The organism is Peribacillus sp. GL_122 (assembly GCF_057835005.1).
Map to the genome: position 1 here is coordinate 1,918,946 of NZ_CM174415.1, position 16,205 is coordinate 1,935,150.

13 protein-coding genes and 2 pseudogenes are annotated in these 16,205 nt (G+C 35.0%); 9 read left to right on the plus strand and 6 right to left on the minus strand.

Annotation, left to right across the window (positions count from 1 at the left end; translation table 11 throughout):
* Positions 1 to 240 precede the first annotated feature (240 nt).
* Together AC3ISB_RS09355 and AC3ISB_RS09360 are read right to left on the minus strand one after the other, a co-directional pair.
* Positions 241 to 831 (minus strand): annotated as a pseudogene (locus AC3ISB_RS09355) (FMN-binding negative transcriptional regulator); the annotation flags it as partial.
* Positions 832 to 905: 74 nt separating this feature from the next.
* A complete protein-coding gene (locus AC3ISB_RS09360; protein WP_480340411.1) occupies positions 906 to 1,808 on the minus strand; it encodes a DMT family transporter in 903 nt (300 codons plus the stop codon).
* Positions 1,809 to 1,967: 159 nt separating this feature from the next.
* Here AC3ISB_RS09360 and AC3ISB_RS09365 point away from each other — a divergent pair, with 159 nt between their 5' ends.
* The 7 genes from AC3ISB_RS09365 (at position 1,968) to AC3ISB_RS09395 (ending at position 9,346) form a co-directional block, all read left to right on the plus strand.
* Positions 1,968 to 3,344: an aminotransferase-like domain-containing protein gene (locus tag AC3ISB_RS09365; protein ID WP_141995152.1), complete on the plus strand. Its 1,377-nt coding sequence runs from the start codon at positions 1,968 to 1,970 to the stop codon at positions 3,342 to 3,344.
* Between the two features lie 304 nt (positions 3,345 to 3,648).
* Entirely contained in the window at positions 3,649 to 4,224 is a 576-nt protein-coding gene (locus AC3ISB_RS09370; RefSeq protein WP_144553480.1) for a LysE family translocator, read from the plus strand.
* A 16-nt stretch (positions 4,225 to 4,240) separates the two neighbouring features.
* Positions 4,241 to 5,017: an AraC family transcriptional regulator gene (locus AC3ISB_RS09375; protein WP_144528696.1), complete on the plus strand. Its 777-nt coding sequence runs from the start codon at positions 4,241 to 4,243 to the stop codon at positions 5,015 to 5,017.
* 190 nt (positions 5,018 to 5,207) lie between these two features.
* Positions 5,208 to 5,585, plus strand: a complete 378-nt coding sequence (locus tag AC3ISB_RS09380) for an FAS1-like dehydratase domain-containing protein (RefSeq protein WP_489276161.1) — start codon at positions 5,208 to 5,210, stop codon at positions 5,583 to 5,585.
* A gap of 251 nt (positions 5,586 to 5,836) precedes the next feature.
* Complete coding sequence (locus AC3ISB_RS09385) at positions 5,837 to 6,820, plus strand: MBL fold metallo-hydrolase (RefSeq protein ID WP_141995154.1); 984 nt, start codon at positions 5,837 to 5,839, stop codon at positions 6,818 to 6,820.
* A 594-nt stretch (positions 6,821 to 7,414) separates the two neighbouring features.
* Positions 7,415 to 8,581, plus strand: a complete 1,167-nt coding sequence (locus AC3ISB_RS09390) for an MFS transporter (protein ID WP_141995155.1) — start codon at positions 7,415 to 7,417, stop codon at positions 8,579 to 8,581.
* A 450-nt stretch (positions 8,582 to 9,031) separates the two neighbouring features.
* Positions 9,032 to 9,346, plus strand: coding sequence for an MTH1187 family thiamine-binding protein (locus AC3ISB_RS09395; protein ID WP_098372734.1), 315 nt, complete (start codon positions 9,032 to 9,034; stop codon positions 9,344 to 9,346).
* Between the two features lie 223 nt (positions 9,347 to 9,569).
* Here AC3ISB_RS09395 and AC3ISB_RS09400 read toward each other — a convergent pair whose 3' ends face one another.
* From AC3ISB_RS09400 to AC3ISB_RS09415, 4 genes and pseudogenes are all read right to left on the minus strand, one after another.
* Positions 9,570 to 10,022 carry a hypothetical protein gene (locus AC3ISB_RS09400; protein WP_489276164.1) on the minus strand — a complete coding sequence of 151 codons (453 nt, stop codon included), beginning with the start codon at positions 10,020 to 10,022 and terminating at the stop codon, positions 9,570 to 9,572.
* Between the two features lie 1,313 nt (positions 10,023 to 11,335).
* Positions 11,336 to 11,448 (minus strand): annotated as a pseudogene (locus tag AC3ISB_RS09405) (IS3 family transposase); the annotation flags it as partial.
* Between the two features lie 190 nt (positions 11,449 to 11,638).
* Positions 11,639 to 11,821: a hypothetical protein gene (locus tag AC3ISB_RS09410; protein WP_141995159.1), complete on the minus strand. Its 183-nt coding sequence runs from the start codon at positions 11,819 to 11,821 to the stop codon at positions 11,639 to 11,641.
* Positions 11,822 to 12,338: 517 nt separating this feature from the next.
* Positions 12,339 to 13,379, minus strand: coding sequence for a YeiH family protein (locus AC3ISB_RS09415; RefSeq protein WP_480340416.1), 1,041 nt, complete (start codon positions 13,377 to 13,379; stop codon positions 12,339 to 12,341).
* A 119-nt stretch (positions 13,380 to 13,498) separates the two neighbouring features.
* On the opposite strand from AC3ISB_RS09415, the gene AC3ISB_RS09420 reads away from it, so the two are divergent.
* Together AC3ISB_RS09420 and AC3ISB_RS09425 are read left to right on the plus strand one after the other, a co-directional pair.
* Positions 13,499 to 14,395, plus strand: a complete 897-nt coding sequence (locus AC3ISB_RS09420; RefSeq protein ID WP_098372737.1) for a LysR family transcriptional regulator — start codon at positions 13,499 to 13,501, stop codon at positions 14,393 to 14,395.
* A gap of 273 nt (positions 14,396 to 14,668) precedes the next feature.
* On the plus strand, positions 14,669 to 16,189 hold the full coding sequence (locus AC3ISB_RS09425; RefSeq protein ID WP_489276166.1) for a long-chain-fatty-acid--CoA ligase: 1,521 nt from the start codon (positions 14,669 to 14,671) through the stop codon (positions 16,187 to 16,189).
* The last annotated feature ends 16 nt before the right edge of the window (positions 16,190 to 16,205 follow it).

Below are 16,205 nucleotides of genomic sequence, written 5' to 3' on the forward strand. Positions count from 1 at the left end.
TTATTGGACGATTATTACAAATGCGACAATCCTGACATTAAAGAAAAGATACTTTGCGATAACAAACTTTTAAGCGAATCTTTGTTTCTTAATGATTTGTCAGATTGTGGAGGCCAAAAACTTACATATCCCACGGTTTGCGTCAACTCTACAATAAGCCTTATATATCATCAAGAGCTACAGGAATTACAGGTACTGCAGGAACCACAGGGGCTACAGGTATCACCGGGTCTATAGGAATTACGGGAGGGAGCAGTCCATATATAACAAACGCTTCAAAACACACAGTCTCTTGCGGACACTGCTTTCTTGATTGTAGAGAATTTCTTTTTTTTCTCGCCAACGATAAAACATTTTCATCAAAGGCATAATTAAAACAAAGATGAACAGTAGCCTGAACATTTGGAACATCGAAACAAGCGAGACCTCTGCATTAACTGCTAATAATACCATTTGATCTATGCCACCTGGGGCTGTGATTAAAATTAACTCTTGTCTTTGCAATGGATGATATTGACTTAACTTTGCTTTCCCTGCTATTTTGTTTATTTTTATTTCGAATCCTTGAACTCCTTTGTTCATACAAGCGAGAAACTCAGCATCTACATCTTGCAAACTGTATGAACTGTCAGGAGATTCGTACTTCGATACCATATCATGTAGGGCGCTAATTAACTCATGTTCATCCTCTTGCAGTTCGACTTCTCTGTAAACATGAACGGTCACATAATTCCATGTTGGTACTGCTTTATCCGACTCATACCAAGATCGAGAGATATAACAATGCAGGCCATGAAAAATAGCTAAGACGGTTTGATTTTTGATGTATTTCTAGGTTAAATCTATAGTCATGACAACTTCTCATCTATACAATTTAGTCTTCTAAAAAGCTAACTTTCATTTAGTTAGCTTTTCTCTGATACAGCTGTGTTTTTTGATACGGGAGCATTTTTGCCTAATATAACAGAAAAGACAACAATCACTGCTATTACAAGAGTGAAGATTGTGATGGATTCATCTAGAAATACTGTTGCAAATAGAATCATCAAAAATGGTTGTAAATATTGAATCTGACTAACTCTTGCTATCCCGCCCATAGCCATTCCGCTATACCAAGCAACATATGCTAGAAATTGACTAACCACTGCGAGATAAATAAAACTAATCCAAGCATGTATTGGGGCATGAAGCATTTCAGTTGTCAGGTTTAGCCCAACTGGAATAATGAAAAATGGAGCACCGATCATAATTGCCCAAGCAATAACTTGCCAACTACCTAATTCTTTCGCTAATTCTCCCCCTTCTGCGTAACTAAGTCCCAGAATGACCACTGCTGCCAGTAAAGCTAAATCGGCGATTTGTAATTGGCCGAATCCAAGATGAAGTGCATACATAATTACCGCTAAAGAGCTGATCATACTTGAAATCCAGAATTTGAGAGATGGGATTTCACCTGCCCTAAATATAGCAAATCCGGCTGTCGCTAACGGTAACAGAGCTAATTCTACAGCTCCATGCGAAACTGGCAAGGATTCCATTGCCCAAGAAGTGAGGAGAGGAAATCCTAAAACTGCACCAAAAGCAACAATGAGTAGACGTTTAAATTGACGAAGAGAAGGTAGTTTTTCCTTACGAACAATTAGTACCACGGCTACTAAAATAGCGGCTACGACTGTTCTTCCTAAACCAACGATCGCAGTCCCGAAATATTCTACTGCAATACTTGTAGAAGGGAGTGTTAAGCTAAAACAAATGACCCCCACTAATCCCAAAAATAATCCGAATTTTTCTCTTTTTTCTCCCTGCATCTTTTCAGACCCCCAATTATACTTTGTACCACATCTGTACCGTTTTTTTTCGTATCTTTATAACAGTTTTGATATAATTAACATACTATGAGTACATTCAATAAAAATACACCATTTTTTTACCTATCTGTCCTGGTACAGTTGGAGGGGGATCATTAAATGAATTCAAAATATATTAAGATAATGGAAGATATTAAGCTTCGACTAGAAGATGGTTCGCTAATTGCAGGCAGTAAACTGCCTTCTGTTCGTCAGTTATCTGAGTATTTTTCATGTAGCAAAAATACGGTCATTAAAGCATACGTAGAACTTGAAAAAGAGCATTTAATTTATTCTGTTCCTAAGAGCGGCTACTATGTTGTGAATGAATACCAAAAAGCGACGGAAGAAAATGAGGTGATTGATTTTTTGTCTGCCGGTCCAGATAAAAATGTTATGCCTTATGTTGAATTTCAACATTGTATGAATCAAGCAATTGATCATTATAAAGAAGAGCTTTTTACATACTCTGATCAACAAGGGCTTTACTCACTACGAGTACAGTTGGTGAAATATCTGCAAAATTTACAGGTTTTCACCCAACCAGAAAGATTAGTCGTTGTATCTGGCTCGCAGCAAGCCCTTAATTTATTAGTGTCTATGCCATTTCCAAATGGAAAAAACAATATTCTAATTGAACAGCCTACTTATTTCGGATTCATTGAGTCGATCAATCTGCATCAAACTACTACTTTTGGAATTGAATTATCAATGGAAGGGATTGATCTTGATCGTCTGGAATACATTTTTCGAAATAATGATATAAAATTTTTCTATATTATCCCGAGATTTCACAATCCACTTGGACATTGTTATACGAATAGCGAAAAGAAAAAAATCGTTGAGTTAGCTGAAAAATACGATGTATATATAGTGGAGGATGATATATTAGGAGACCTTGATCCAAATCCAAAATCAGATCCTTTATTTTCTTTTGATCCTTCTGGGAGAGTGATCTATATTAAAAGCCTTTCGAAAATTTTTCTCCCTGGGTTAAGGATTGGTACTGTCGTTCTTCCTGCATTAATGATTAACAATTTCATACGATATAAATTTAGTTCGGATTTTAATAGTTCAGCACTTTCTCAAGGTGCGCTAGAAATCTATTTAAAAAGCGGTATGTTTAATAGCCATCTCAAAAAAGTCAAAGAGGTATATAGGACTAAAATGCAGATCCTTCAAGAAGCATGTCAATTATTGCTGCCGGCCAATACTTCTTTTTCAAAACCGACTTCCGGATTCTATCTTTCCATCAGTTTGCCCGAAAATGTGAAAGCAAAACAGGTGGTTCATATGTTAAATGAGCAGCATATATATGTTGATGATGCCTCTAGAATGTTTTTAGCAGAATATAAAAAGGAAAATCTCGTTCGATTATGCATCTCACAAGTGAACGAGAGTCAAATTAAACTGGGGGTAGAGCGATTGGCTCACTGTATTGCTTTAATTGACAGTAGAAAAAAACATATTACTCCAAATAACTTTTTACTCATATAGTATGGGTAAGTTTTTATAGATGCAGATTCAGAGGATTATACGGATTTCCAAGCATTTATCAAAACGGTTGATTATGTAACTTAGAAATTTAGCAATGTTCTTTTTGAGTCATAATGATAATAAACCTTTATGTGCTCCCATTTCATAAAAGGCAAGATAAAGGGTTAAAGCTTGAAGAAAGATTGAAATATTCAGTATGTTTTCTGTGGAGTCTTTGAGATACCCTAATAAACCTGCAATAATATACTATATACCAATTGATTTTAAGATGTAATATATGGGTTACTTGAAAGGAGTTTTCCTCATGAATATTACATCTTTTTTAATTTACTGTTTTATTGTAACTTTTACACCAGGACCTACTAATATCGTGATATTATCCACAGTGCATAATATGGGGACAAAGAAGGCGATGGAATATACGTATGGAGCAACTATTGCTTTTGGTTTATTACTTGTTATTTCTGCTATGTTGAATACTATGCTAGTAACGATAATCCCAAAAATTTTGATCGTTATGCAGATAATCGGAAGCTTTTATATGTTCTATCTCGCTTATCAAATTTACAAAATGGATACATCAAAACCAACTGTAAACCAAACTGCCACTTTTATGTCAGGCTTCCTTATGCAGTTTTTAAATCCTAAGGTGGTTCTATTTACAATGACTGTAATTCCCAGCTTTATTATGCCACACTATACTGCAATGCCTGCAGTGACAATAAGTGTTGTTTCTATAACTATGGTAGGATTTTTAGCTTTTATTACATGGGTTCTTTTCGGTACGCTCTTCAAGGAGTTTTTACAGAAGCATGAAAAGTTTGTTAATGCCGTGATGGCAATATCTTTAGCTTATTCTGCTATAATGATTTGGATGTAGATAAGGGGTGAATTAAATGGACAAATTTATCTATAAAAAATCTGCAGGTATTACGGCGTTGTCAGCCAGTATTACTGATTTTACGTATAAAAAGCACTCTCACAAGGAATATGCGATAGGTGTAACATTGCGTGGTATTCAGCATTATAACTTGGATGGAAGTTTACAATTATCATATCAAAATGGTGTTATGCTTTTTAATCCAGAACAGGCACATGACGGAATGGCACATGATGAGGCAGGTCTTGATTATGTTATGCTATATATTGAGCCACAATTGCTTTTAGAGGTTATTGAGAAAAAGGATTTAGTACGATTTTCAACTCCCATTGTGTATGATTATAGAATTGAACAAAGAATATTAAATCTTTCTAATGCTATTTTAAGTGAAAAAGATGAGGCTTTGTGCAGTGAATTACTCTTATCCCTCGCAGATAGCCTTATTCAAACTAATCTTTCTACAGACTGTAAGAAAGATAACGCTCCAATTAGAAAAGCAAAGGAAATGTTTCATACCAATTTAGACAATGTACTTAAACTTGACGAGATATGTAAAGAGCTTAATTTATCTAAATTCCAGTTTATCAGATTATTCAAGGCCCATACTGGAATTTCACCATATCAATACTTTCTTAACTGCAAGATAGAACGTGCAAAGCAGCTAATAGAAAAAAACGGAGATATTTATTCAGCTGTTGCTGATTGTGGTTTTGTTGATTTAACCCATTTAAATAAACATTTTAAAAGCGTATATGGAATAACGGCATTTGAATATATGTCACATTTAAAATGAGAAGGGATAAATTAAGACTGATTCTTTTAACAAGGTAAAACTAAATATTACAGCATTTTTAATGGGTAGAATTTGTGCACATTAGACGTTACCACGGCCATCTATCCTGAAAATCTTCAAGAAATATAATGGCGGCAATCGTATAAGTCTACACGATTAAATTAGGATAAAAATAAAAGGGGGAATAAAGTTGTCTTTAAACGTAGGGGATATTATTAAATTTGAACGGACTTTCACCAAAGAGGATGTTGAAATGTTCACAAAAGTATCCTGGGATGAGGGGAATCACCATATTACTCCCGATGAACAGGGGAGACTTGTTATTCAAGGGTTGTTGACTGCTTGTTTACCAACAAAAGTTGGTGGAGAAAACAATGTACTGGCTCGTACTATGAATTTTGAGTTTATTAAACCAGTTTATACAGGAGATACAATAATATGTGAAGTAACGATCGAAAAGTTTGAAAAGAAAGATAATGGTAGAATATCTATTTTGGCAACTTTCCTATGCGCAAACCAGAATGAGGAACAAGTATTAAGAGGAAGCTTTGCGGGAGTCATATTATAAACGTATATACCTAGCTGCTTAATTTTATTCTGTTTATTGTTTTTGAACTGATTCTATAGCGCCTACCCCGCAGGTAGCAGCATGGGTGACTGAGACGCAAAACCACACAGGGGACAAATTGGGGGCGACTGTCATTGTCGGTGTGCAAATTCGATAGATATAACAGTGATCATAAGTGTAAATCCAAATGATGATATAGTTATTATATTTTGATTATTCAGATTATTTGATTATTTAAGGAGGAATAGCTTATGAACAACTCAAGTATTATTTTTTTTGAAAGAAAATTTCCTAGTGCAAACATGTTACTTATTAAGGATCAGCTCCCGGTCCTTATTGATACTGGTTTTGGAAGTGATGCGAAAGGTACAGAGCAATTAATTAAAGAAGTAGGCGTTTCACCTGAAGAATTACACCTTATAGTGAATACACACTATCATAGCGATCATGTAGGGGGGAATTTTCATTTTCAAAAAAATTTCGGTGTTAAGATTGCTGCTCATAAATGGGAAGCAGATTTAATTAATTCTTGTGACCTTGAATCCTGTAGTGCAGAATGGTTAGATCAGCCTGTAGAACCTTATCGAGTGGATATAAAGCTCTCAGATAACGATGAGATTAACACAGGAAGTAGAAATTTGAAAGTCTTGTACACTCCGGGACATACTTTAGGGCATATTTCTTTATATGAACCGGAAGAAGAAATACTAATTTGCGGGGATCTTTTCCACAAAAATGATATCGGATGGTTAAATATCTTCCGAGAGGGTGTAACATCTATCCAACGATCTATAGAAAGTTTGGATCTATTGTCCATGCTCACAATTCGAAAGGCATATTCGGGACATGGACCTCAAATAGAAAATCCTATGGTTTCCATTGATGCAGCAAGGAAACGGTTTGAAAAGTGGCTAAAGGCACCAGAAAAAGTTTCATGGCATGCTTGTAAGAGGATTTTTTCATTCACATTAATCATTAAAAATGGATTGGCAAAAGAAGAAGTTGATGAGTACCTATTACAGTGTGGTTGGTTCCATGATTTTGCACGCTACTCTTTCCAGCTAAATCCAGAGGAATTTATTCGAGTCCTGCTTGATGAAATGATTCGTTCTGGAGCAGCAAGCTGGCACAATGATCATTTAATTTCTTCCACTCCATATCACGCGCCACAAAAAAAATGGATGAATAAGAACATAAAGCCGAAAGATTGGAAGTCCCCAGGCTATCTCACATAACTAAGGAGAAATTTATGGTCTGATACACTTCGTTTAACTTGTTTTATACTAGGAATTCCTTCTTGTAAGCTACGCAAAAATTGATGGGTAACATGGAAAGAGGGGCAAAAAGGAAAGTGAACTGTAAATTGAAGAGACTTATGATAATAAGGAAAAATGTTGAATAGATTATTAGAGTATCATAAAGAAAATCAAGAAAAATAGAATTCGCTAAAAATCACTTGGGGAGAAAGAAAAAATCATTCGTTACGAGGGTGCTTGTGAAGGATTATCAGGTTGTTATTTTTGCTTTTAATGGGTTTTAGTAATTTTAAAGCATCCTGTCGAGGATGTTTTTTTTTGGAATAAATACACAATAACAAAAACAGTGATGTTAATTCATGTAGAATGACAATAAAGTCATTTAATTTTTAATAAAGCTGTTTAAAAATTAGCTTGTTTATAAGTCGAGATTCTGATATAATTATTTGAAAATTTTTAAGGGGTTTAGAGAGGGTGAGTCAATTGACTAAAAAACTTAGACAATTGAAAAACGTTTCAGTGTTCCAAACGCTTCTAACTTAGAAAAATAATTTAGAAGCGAGGAATAGTTATATGAAAAATCAAAGAATCTTTAATAAATCATTTCTTTTTTTATTTACAAGCAACTTATTAGTTTTTATAGGGTTTGAAATGTTGCTTCCTATTTTGCCAGCCTATATGTTAAGCATGAATGCATCTTCCATTCATGTTGGTCTAGTAACAACATTATTTACGATAGGTGCTGTTCTAATCAGACCTTTTGTAGGTTACTATTTAATTGATAACCAGCGGAAAAGTCTAGCCATTTGTGCAAGTGCAGCTTTAATGATTATAACAATGCTGTATCCATTTCTTAATATTATATGGCTTCTTCTATTGTTACGACTTTTCCATGGTGCAGCGTGGGGAGTATCGACCACAGCTAATAGTACAATAGTAGTTGATTTAATTCCTAAGACACGATTAGGAGAAGGAATAGGGTATTTTTCTATATCCACAACGGTAGGGGCTATCATTGCACCAAGTATAGGTATCCTTATCTATGACTCTTTTTCCTTCGATATTTTAATTTGGTCATCAGTAGTACTGAGCCTATTGGCAGTAATTGCGCTTCAATTTGTATATTCACCTACCACTGAAAAGCGTGAGAAGAAACCATTTCGATTATTGGATATGATTTTTGAAAAAGATGTTTGGTTCCAAGCGTTACTGACGGTTATTACAACACTTGGTTTTGGAGCGATCATTACATTTGTCGTTCTATTTGGAAAACAAAAGGAATTGGATCATATTTTTCTATTCTTCCTTATCAATGCAACTGTCGCTACATTACTACGTCCGTTTACGGGAAAATGGTATGACAAAAAAGGACCTTGGTCTATTATCATTATGTCAGCTGTGTTAGGATTTTTGTCACTTTTTATACTTTCTTATGCAACAAATGATCTTCAACTTATCATTGCGGCGATTTTATTTGGGGCAGGTTATGGAACTGTTATGCCATGTTTACAAACGTGGACTGTTCAAAATGTAAGAGAAGAAAAAAGAGGCGCAGCCAACGCAACCTTTTTTTCCAGCTTTGACGTTGGTGTTGGAATTAGCTCATTTGTATTAGGTATTTTAGCTGAATGGATTAGTTTAGAGATGATCTTCAGGTTTGTTAGTCTAAGTTTTATTGTTGTTGCAGTTTTAGTATATAAGGATTATTTAATTGAAAAGTCAAGGTATAAAAATATATAAATCGATGAAAACTATCCACCTCTATGATAATAGAGGTGGATTTGTTTGCAAAAAAGTGGATTATAATATGGCTTTTACTTAAGAAGGCTATTCAAGAAAACAAACCTTTAATACCAATACACTAAACCTGCAATACATCTAGTTCATCTCGTGCGCATACAGGGGATGCTTAAAAAGCAGCTGTTGGCCTAGCCGGCAGGACAAGCGTCAAGAATCAGTGCTTCCTTTTTTATTTCACCGATTTTACAGTAATTTCCTTACCTGCAGAAGTGCTTTGATTTGTGAATCTCAAACTTTGGTTTAAAAAGAGGTAACTAGCTCCAAAGCTTATATCTGTTTTCGTAGGTGCAAAGTTTGGAGTTTAAGTTATAATAGTAAAAACATCCGTCTATATAGGATAGATGTCAGTAAGCTTCTTGATTAATACATAAAAAGGATTGGTGAATAAGTATGGCAATAGTTGATGTAACGGTTATTCCTGTCGGTACACAAACTCCAAGTGTCAGCAGTTATGTGGCAGATATTCAAAGAGTTTTAAAGCAATATGAAGAAAAGGGAGAAATTCGTTTTCAACTGACTCCCATGAATACAATCATTGAAGGCGACCTGCCTAAGTTGTTTGAAGTGATTCAAGCGATGCACGAAGTACCTTTTGAAAAAGGTCTTGCTAGAGTTTGTACGAATATCCGAATCGATGACCGTCGTGATAAAGACCGCAAGATGGAAGACAAAGTAAAGCGAGTGAAGGGCATGCTTGAGGAATAACAGGTTTTGTAAGTAAGAGGATTTCGCAGTGGAATGTATACAAATAGGAGAACTATGCATTAGATGACCTTTTTGGCATTTGGATGGAAGCAGTTTTAAGTTCTTTGTAAAATAGAAAAGGATTATTATCTATATTAGATAATAATCCTTTTCTGTATAGAGTTTCTTGTTTGATTTTTGTATTTGTGAGAGTTCTATCAAAGAACGGGGGAGAAGTAGAAAGTTATAAGCGTTCGCCATATAGTTCCTTTTCTTCATTCGGATGAAAAAGAGTGAATCCTTTTGAACAAAAAACAAACCTTCTATCTATCTCGAATCCAGCCTTGTTCAAAATTTCAACAGTTCCATCCGCACCAGTGCCGGCATACCCGCAACTACAACCAGATAGGTGTAGCTCATTTCCTTTTTTGTCTATAAGTATGAGATCACTATCGAGCAAAAGATTGTCTTTATTAATTTCTTTAACAATTTTTGCAATTTTAAAACGGTCAAAATGATCTTTAACTGCTTCGAATAACGCAATACTTTTATCGGTAATACCGCGGTCTTCACCGTAATCTTTTATGATGAATATTTCCCGATTGTATGGTTTCTTATATAGATTGTACTTTTGGTAAGTGACGTCATTAATTTTAAAAATAAGTGGACTATTACTATCCAGTTTTTGATTAAACATTATACCCCTCCTAAATAGTTAGTTTATTAAGTTTATTAGGAGAAAAAGAGATTAGTACTAAGAACGTGATAAGACGGCAAAATTTTTTCATTTCTAATTCTCGTTAAAGAATTAATAGGAATTAATCGTGATACTATTGGGTGTGAATGGACGCTGTTAAGGGGAAGTGAAAAAATTAAAAAGCACCTAAAGGGTGAGTTTTAATACTATATCTATTTAAAGTAGTGAATAAGCAAAATGTTCATAGCAGTAATACTTTTTCCTTCATTGGAGTGAAGTTCCAAGAAAATCTATAAAGAAAATAATACATAGAAGAACCCTCTGAACGTTTTCATAAATCATCGAAAGGCACTCATTTACTGAGTGCTTTTTCAGCTAGAGAAATATATTGTAAGAGTAAAGAGAAAAATAGTAGTAAGAAAAAAGAAGATAAAAAATGATGTAGTGATTACAGTAAAAACAAGAAACAATTCTAACGATCATTAAGGGGTAAATTCATTTTAAATAGTTTTGGAGTTTTTTGTTGGAGAGTTTCACATAGGTATTCAGTTAAAGCATAATTCCGAACAAATTAAGTGAATTTATATGTTTTAGAAGAAGAGGTTACATCTGTAAAACCCATTCATTTCGTAATGCATTTTTAGACGAGAAATTAAAGGTTTCCAAATTGGCGGATATAACCTTTTGACAATTGTGATTGATATCCGTCATATTGTGAACTGGTTTGTTTTAGGAGTCGTCACAAAATTGCAGAAAAAACCAGTTTTATTAAATAGGAAAGACATGATGCAGAAGAATATGACAACCCCTCTTTTTCATAACATTTAGTAAAAAGATAAGGGTGTGACAATGCTGAGTAGGAAGAAAAACGACCAAATCGTTATTTATATAATAAAAGGCTCAACAATTAAAAGGTTTTTAATCCTGGATCTAATTATTGGATCAGGAATTTTTTATGTGGTCAAATTCATTTCTTCAAGCGTATTAATAGCGAGTGCGAGCAGTTTTATTGGAACAGAAGGAATTAAAAAGGCACCGAAAGTTCTAAAAAATGCATTTGGATTAATAACCTAAAGACTAATGCATTCCCATAATGGTGCTTTGTCTTACAAGCAGTAAAAGGAGAATGCATATTATAAACGTCCGATATGTATTCTCCTTTTTATTCATTGGTGGTATGATTGTGGGCTTCGTACTGTAAGTCCTTATCTTGATATAGTAAATTTTCGAAAGACGATTGTATGGTTTTCTCCATTTGAACCTTTCCTTCTAAATAGTAACGATATTGCACCGGACTGATAGACTAAAGGTTACTTGCCCACAGTCCCTTTGTAAAAGCGATATTTTTTCATACGGACAGACATTTTAGCCCTAGTTCTTTCATGATACGCTGTACCTTTTTGTGGTTTACTTTGTGTGCGCGATTTTTGTAACCTGACCCGGCAGTTTCTAATATTATTAGGGTGAGGCCTGTGAATCTTATTCCTAAACAAACCATCCCAATGAGCGGATGAGTTCTTTAAAACGAATGCAGCGATGAAATGCCTTGGTATCAAATCTAATCCACTAATATCATCAACAATATTCATTAGGTATCATGGGATAAGGAATTTAAATTAAAACGGATACTCATTTAATCCTGTGCCGAAAAGATCGAATTCAGGATCTTTTGACTGAGTTATTGGAAGGGCGTCGGATTGTTCATTAGGTGAGTTGATAGCAGCTTCACCTTCAACTGACTCTACAGAGGTTTCGTAATTCTCTTTATTCAATGGGTTATCAATCATACTCATACTCATAATCATCTCCTTTTTATCAGATTAACGTATTTATTAATTCCCTAAATATTTTAATTTTATGCTAAAAAATATAGTGATGACTGGAATGCGTTGAAATGACCTGTTAAGACCTTGTAAGCAATCGTGCGGTAATCCGTTCAAAACAAGGAGTTACTCCCACTTTCGAGGTAAAATAGTTATTTCGAAAGCAATAAATTACTAAACACCATTAAAGAACTAAAACAATGAAATGTATGATTATAAAAATAGCAATCAAACTCATTTAATTACTGCGTTTACTTTTTCTTTTATACTTCAAGAAATCATGGTTCAAAAAATAGTGAAATAACATTTGAATTTGAATTAGTAGAGCAAAACCCTACAGATATTATTCAGAATTTCAATAAGGAAAATTACGATTTTGCTATGATCCATGCATCTATAATGAGTTAAAAAAATAAAAAAATATTCGGTTTGAACATATTCATGACGTCATATATGTATTGCAGTGGGTAAAAATTCACCTTTTTATTCTTTGTTAAAAACTAATATACGTTAGCGAGGATAAAAGAATTGATGTAATAATAATGGCAATAAGTGGACGTATTGCTTTGGTACGTAGTTCTTTCAAGCTAATATTTAATCCTAATCCGGTCATTGACATTGTTAAGATAAATGATGTGAAGCCTGCAATATCAGTCATCACTTTTTGTGATACCGATACCTTATTACCAATGATATAGCTTCCCACAAAACTCATAGCGATAAAGCCAATTAAAAACCATGGAAACTCGAATCTTGCCTCCCCTTCTATTTTTCCTTTCTTTTTCATCCAAAACATGAGGATAAAGCAAACCGGAATTAATAGGAATACTCGTGTAAGTTTGGCAAGTAATGCGTGAGCAAGAGCATCCTGGCCTGCCGGGGCAGCAGCTAAAGCAACATGGCCTATCTCATGTAGGCTGATTCCAACCCAATTTCCGTAATTCATAGGACCAATAGATAAAAAAGGATATATTAACGTATAGATTATTGAAAACACTGTGCCGACTAATGCGATGATGCCTACTCCCATAGCCGTATCTTCATCTTTTGCTTTTATAATTGGCGATACGGCCGCGATGGCAGCCGCACCACAAATGCCTGTGCCGACACTTAATAATAAAGAAAGATTAAAATCTGCCTTCAGCCATTTTGCAATGATCATAAGAACAACAATTGAAAAAATGATCGTCATTGTCCCTCTTAGCAATAGAGGGAAACCCTGATGAAATATCACAATCATGTTAAGCTTTAATCCATAAAGTATGATGGCAAATCTCAATAGTTTTTTTGATGAAAATTGAATACCAGTACGTAATTTTATTGGATATCCAAAAACCTGTCTATAAACCACAGCTAATAAAATGGCACACGCAAGAGGTCCAATATGATTTAGACCTGGCAACGCTGCCAAAATAAAACCTAACACGGCTATAATCAATGTAAAACCAATTCCAGAAATCAAAGAAACATTTAGCTTTTTTGCCGCTTTTTTTTGCTTATTTGGACTGGGAGTTATTAACGCTTTTTGTTCCAATGTTTTTCAACCCCTTATTTGGATTATTTATAATTTATCGTAACTAATGATTTACAATAAGGAAAATAAATGATTATTATAGTTATAATAAGTAAATGCGATAGTCAGAAGGAGAGCATATGGATCAACTATTATCTGTATTTATATCTGTAGCTGATAAAAGAAACTTTTCAAGGGCAGCGGAAGAGCTTCATATGACTCAGCCTGCAGTCAGCCAGCAAATTCAACAATTAGAAAAATATGTAGGTTCAAAACTACTTCTGCGAACAAACAAATCTGTCCAGCTGACTAAAGCAGGTGAAATAGTCTATTTACATGCTAAAGAAATAACAGGTTTATATAAACGAATGTCAATGTTAGTGAATGAATTAAATAACGAGCCAACAGGACCATTAAAAATTGGTGCCAGCTATACCTTTGGAGAGTATGTATTACCACATATACTTGCAAGAATGAAAAAACTATTTCCTAATATCTACCCTTCGGTACAGATTGGCAACACAAGGGATATTGCCAAAGCAATCACAAGTCATGAGATCGATGTAGGAATTGTAGAGGGAGAAATTTCTCTTAGAAATATATATATAAAACCCGTTTCCACCGACCAAATGTATATCGTGGCAGGGGGTAAATATCCAATTTATTTCAATAAGGAAGTTACACGAAGACAGGTAGAACAAGAGAATTGGATTGTCCGTGAAGAAGGTTCTGGTACAAGAGAGGCAACAGAAACATTATTTCAATCTTTACAAATACGTCCTTCCAAGTTAATGGAGTTCGGCAGCACACAACTTATAAAAGAAGCAGTTGAAGCCGGGCTCGGCATTAGTTACTTATCTGAACTTACTGTTAAAAAAGAAAGAATGCTCGGTACCATTCAAGTATTAAATGTAAAAGGGACACCGATAAAAAGAAATTTTTCAGTAATAACAGAATCTGTGGAATTGCATACGAAATCTATGAACTTATTTATTGAGTTAATAGAAAAATATCTAAAGAACCAATTATTGCAATAGCTCTATTTTATAAATTAATCAAAAATATAAAAAAAGACAAAGCTCTTTACTGGGGCTTTGTCTTTTTTTAGAAGTAGATGTAGAGATCATCGAAGTAGCCCTCCTGTTATCCTGAATTTCCTTTTTAATATTATTAATACTTACATACAAATTAAAATATTTAATTTTATTTAATTACAATTAATGAGTATACTTAAAATGTAAATATTTTAAATATTCAAAATAGTAGGCGTTCAAAGCCTCCTATGTGAGAAAAGGGGTGGAATTCATTTAATGAGCTATAACTTAAACGAAAATCTAAAAAGAAGCGCAAGTAAATTCCCAGAAAGTATCGCTTATATCTATAGAGATGAAAGTGTTACTTATCAAGAACTAAATCAGAAGGTGGATCGATTGGCTGCTGGTCTGTATGTACAAGGAATCAGGAAGGGAGATGGAGTGGCTCTTATTTTAGGAAATAGCCCTGAATTTCTCATTGCGTTCCACGGCATTTTACGGCTTGGTGCATTTGTTGTTCCAATCAATCCTTTGTATACCCAAGGGGAAATCAACTACTTATTAGACAATAGTCAAGCCAAAGCGGTCATTACTCATGTATCTGTAGAACAGAAGTTATCAGAAGTAAAAAAGCAATTGGAAAATCTGAAGCTTGTGGTTTATACCGAAGCCGAGGACCAGGAATCGACATGGGAGAATCTCATGGAAACAAGCACAAGCATTAATGTTTACGAAAGCCCTTACATTGATGAGGAAGACCTTGCAGTCATTCTATACACCTCAGGAACAACCGGGAAACCAAAGGGTGCAATGTTAACGCATCGGAACTTGGTGTCAAATGCGGACTCCATTTCAAAATTACTAGAACTCGATGTTAAAGATCGTATCGTAGCTGTTCTGCCAATGTTCCATGTATTCTGTATGACAGTTTGTCTGAATGCGCCAATTGCTTGTGGGGCAACAATCCTAATCCAGCCTAATTTCAGCCCTCATGACGTGGTCAGCACCATTCGAGAAAAAAAGGCAACCGTGTTTGCTGGAGTACCTACGATGTACAGTTTTATTTATCAATTGCCTGAAGCGATTGCGGAGGATTGCCAATCTATTCGCATGTGTATCTCAGGAGGTGCTTCGATTCCGGCAGAGCTGCTGCATAAATTTGAAAACAAGTTTAATGTTTCTGTCTTGGAAGGATATGGGCTTTCGGAAACTGCTCCTCTCGTCGCTATTAATCCTTTAAATGGGACTCGCAAGCCAGGTTCTATCGGCTTGAATATTCCAGCTGTCCAAAGCAAAGTTGTAGATGAGTTCGGAAAGGAATTGCAGAGAGGAGAAGTTGGAGAATTAGTTGTTCAAGGGCCGAATGTAATGAAGGGATATTTGGGGATGCCGGAAGCTACTTCAGCTGCTTTTAATGACGGGTGGTTTTACACTGGTGATCTCGCAACAATGGATGAAGAAGGATACATCTACATTGTTGACCGCAAGAAGGACATTATTATTGTTGGAGGCTACAATGTATATCCTCGTGAAGTGGAGGAAGTCCTATATCAACATCCTGCTGTGGTAGAGGCGGCCGTAATCGGAGTTCCAGATGGGGAATACGGAGAAAGTGTTAAAGCTTTTGTCGTAGTTAAGGATGAGCAGGTCACCATGAATGACATTATTCAATTCTGTCAGGATAAGCTGGTGAAGTACAAGCTTCCTAAGCGAGTAGAATTTTTTAAAGAACTGCCTAAGAACTCAACAGGGAAGATTTTGCGGAGAGAGTTAAGAGAATTGACTGAAGTGAAGTAAGAAATGAACCAACTTA

Bases quoted from the DNA above. Each gene is read 5' to 3' on its own strand.
- AC3ISB_RS09410 (WP_141995159.1), bottom strand. From the start codon at position 11,821: ATGAGTATGAGTATGATTGATAACCCATTGAATAAAGAGAATTACGAA.
- AC3ISB_RS09375 (WP_144528696.1), top strand. From the start codon at position 4,241: ATGGACAAATTTATCTATAAAAAATCTGCAGGTATTACGGCGTTGTCA.
- AC3ISB_RS09370 (WP_144553480.1), top strand. From the start codon at position 3,649: ATGAATATTACATCTTTTTTAATTTACTGTTTTATTGTAACTTTTACA.
- AC3ISB_RS09420 (WP_098372737.1), top strand. From the start codon at position 13,499: ATGGATCAACTATTATCTGTATTTATATCTGTAGCTGATAAAAGAAAC.
- AC3ISB_RS09390 (WP_141995155.1), top strand. From the start codon at position 7,415: ATGAAAAATCAAAGAATCTTTAATAAATCATTTCTTTTTTTATTTACA.
- AC3ISB_RS09385 (WP_141995154.1), top strand. From the start codon at position 5,837: ATGAACAACTCAAGTATTATTTTTTTTGAAAGAAAATTTCCTAGTGCA.
- AC3ISB_RS09425 (WP_489276166.1), top strand. From the start codon at position 14,669: ATGAGCTATAACTTAAACGAAAATCTAAAAAGAAGCGCAAGTAAATTC.
- AC3ISB_RS09360 (WP_480340411.1), bottom strand. From the start codon at position 1,808: ATGCAGGGAGAAAAAAGAGAAAAATTCGGATTATTTTTGGGATTAGTG.
- AC3ISB_RS09365 (WP_141995152.1), top strand. From the start codon at position 1,968: ATGAATTCAAAATATATTAAGATAATGGAAGATATTAAGCTTCGACTA.
- AC3ISB_RS09400 (WP_489276164.1), bottom strand. From the start codon at position 10,022: ATGTTTAATCAAAAACTGGATAGTAATAGTCCACTTATTTTTAAAATT.
- AC3ISB_RS09395 (WP_098372734.1), top strand. From the start codon at position 9,032: ATGGCAATAGTTGATGTAACGGTTATTCCTGTCGGTACACAAACTCCA.